This window comes from Lactobacillus helveticus DSM 20075 = CGMCC 1.1877 (assembly GCF_000160855.1).
Taxonomy (GTDB): domain Bacteria; phylum Bacillota; class Bacilli; order Lactobacillales; family Lactobacillaceae; genus Lactobacillus; species Lactobacillus helveticus.
Genome location: NZ_GG700758.1, coordinates 65,798 through 67,934 on the forward strand (window position 1 = coordinate 65,798; position 2,137 = coordinate 67,934).

The window sequence follows — 2,137 nt, forward strand, 5'->3', positions numbered from 1 at the left end:
TAAAAAATTGTTCCAATTTTTTATGAATTTTTCTTTTTCGCCGATTGTTTTATAGTTTCTACATTTCATCTAACTTAAGCACTCTATCAAATCTTTCTTTATCTTCTTTTGAAAGATTGTGAGCTACTTCAATTACTGTTAACTTTTTATCATTAATAATGATATTATGGATTGCTTTTGACAACTTACGATCTAATGCGCTTGTAGCCTCATCTGCTAACATAATAGGTCTTTGAGATAGTAATGCACGCGTAATTTCAATTCTTTGAATTTGCCCTCCTGAAAGGTTTTGCCCCTTCTCACCTACCTTATAGTCCAGTCCTTTTTCATTAACTAAGTCAGTCAACCCTGCTTTATCTATGGCAGTTGTAATCTCTTTTTGAGAGTATGGCAGACCCAATGTAATATTAAACTCCAGCGTATCATCGAAAATAAAAGGACTTTGAGCTATATAACTGAAGTAATTATGAGCTATTTCCCAATCTGAAGTAATATCATGATTATCAATTAGTACTTCACCTTTATCTGGACTTAATTTGCCCAACAAAATTTTGAGCAAAGTTGATTTTCCCCATCCACTAGGAGCTGTTAATAGTACTTTTTCACTAGATTTAACCTGGATATTTAAGTCATTAAAAATTTTTCACACATAGATTATTAAAATGGAGAGGTTGCTTTGTTTTATTCTTTCCTTCTAATCCAACATATTGTAATCCTGGTTCTAATTTTTCAAGAATTGGTTTGGTAGATTTGATCTGATTTAATTGTACAAAAATATTAACAATCGGATTAATAAAATTATTCGACAGTTGCACAATCATTACTAATGTACCTGCACCAATCTGACCATTAAACATAAATATTGCTCCTACTAAGAATGGGAGAATAAAACTGAAAATATCTGCTAATGCAATAATTATCTGATTAGCTATATCCTGTGCGTTATTTAAGGATTTTAACGCATTTTCCATGTTTTTGGCATCTCCTAAAACTTTTTGTAGTATATTTTTTTGTGCATTATACAGGTTAGCTGTTACTGCACCATCAAGAGCGTCGCTAACACTCTGAGTATAGTTTCCATTTTCTTTTTCCCATTTTCTGGATTTAACCTGTATTTTTTTAGTAAATAATTTTTGTACAAAACCAGGTAATAAAGTTGTGACCATGAATATAAGAGTTAATTGCCAACTATTAATTAATCCTGCTACAATCGATAACAGAAATGCTAATACCTCATTAATAATTAGCAATTCATTATTAATTTTTAACGTTTCAATTTGCTTTAAATCATTGGTCATTATATTTAGACCATCTTTTTGTAAATTGCTGTTTTTAGATATTAAGTATGTCATTTCTTTTGACTTTAAATATAGATTGATTTCCTTAACTATATTATTCTTCAAAAGTTTATATGCTATGTTGGAAAATAAAATCGCTATAATAACAGCCGTACCTACAATAGCCACTTTAATAAGATCCCTAATATCGCCTTGTTTATATTGCGCTAAATTAAGCATAATTTTAGTAACATATGCAATAGCTACATTGCCACAAGCATATATCAATGACAATAAAACATATGCAAAAATCTTCTGTTTAGAAGCATACTTCAATGTCATTTTTATCCTCCTCTTTTTATTCTGTCAAAACGTAGTATATGCCAGCTGTACCAGTTAAAAACGTGTTATCAATCATGTTATATCTGGCAGGATTCGTCCAACACACGTAGCCCTTTTCCTTCGATGATAATGACATAATTATATTATTAAGCTATTATTAATTCAACATTAAAAATTACATTTTTAAAAATACATTTTTAATGTTGCATCAACTTATTATCTTCGACTAATTTTATTAAATTACGCCAATAAATAGAAAGGTCAAGGTACTACTATGGAATTAACAAAGGAAGAAATTGTAAAAGCTATGGATCCGTTATCAGTAAATTCATTTGGTGAATGCTTTACTGGTTTCACAGTTATGAACTAGTTGATGAATAAGTGGGCTGTCCCCTTATTAACTGGTTAAAAAATTATCACGAAAAGTTTACAGTTTATAATTTTTAAGCTTTGCTTAATATTGTTTTTTTATAAACTATAAGCTTTTTGTTTTTATATTCAAAAGTTGTGACTTAGAA

2 protein-coding genes are annotated in these 2,137 nt (G+C 29.4%); both read right to left on the minus strand.

The genetic code is table 11. The features are described 5' to 3' along the window. Nucleotides 1-58 precede the first annotated feature (58 nt). Nucleotides 59-640, minus strand: a complete 582-nt coding sequence (locus tag HMPREF0518_RS10825) for an ATP-binding cassette domain-containing protein (RefSeq protein WP_110554693.1) — start codon at nucleotides 638-640, stop codon at nucleotides 59-61. Continuing rightward, the gene (locus tag HMPREF0518_RS10830; RefSeq protein ID WP_003627722.1) at nucleotides 633-1,619 is read right to left on the minus strand and encodes an ABC transporter transmembrane domain-containing protein; all 987 of its coding nucleotides are present in this window, start codon (nucleotides 1,617-1,619) and stop codon (nucleotides 633-635) included. The genes HMPREF0518_RS10825 and HMPREF0518_RS10830 overlap by 8 nt, the downstream gene beginning before the upstream one ends. Between the last annotated feature and the right edge of the window lie 518 nt (nucleotides 1,620-2,137).